The 229-nt window shown below is 63.3% G+C and carries 1 protein-coding gene; it reads right to left on the reverse strand.

From position 1 onward, the window contains the following. A partial coding sequence (locus Q8X51_RS32250) for a hypothetical protein (RefSeq protein WP_407695015.1) occupies positions 1–229 on the reverse strand: 229 nt, incomplete at both ends.

The raw sequence follows: 229 nt of genomic DNA on the forward strand, positions 1-229 counted from the left end.
CGACACCGGGCAGCCGTTGGTGACGGTCTTATCCGAAGGGGCCGCCGCATCCCCGTTCGGGTTCTTCCCTGAAACGGGCACATCATCGACAGGCTCCTGCCTGACCAACACCGTCTGCTGAGTCTTCCTGCGAACCGCCGGCACCGGGTTCGAAACCACATGCTCCCCAACCTTCAACGGCGCAACCGGTACAGTCTTGATCGCTGTCGCGGGGCCACCGAGCAGCAAA

The sequence above is a fragment of the Pseudomonas sp. Yb2C2 genome (genome assembly GCF_052112325.1).
GTDB lineage: Bacteria > Pseudomonadota > Gammaproteobacteria > Pseudomonadales > Pseudomonadaceae > Aquipseudomonas > Aquipseudomonas marginalis.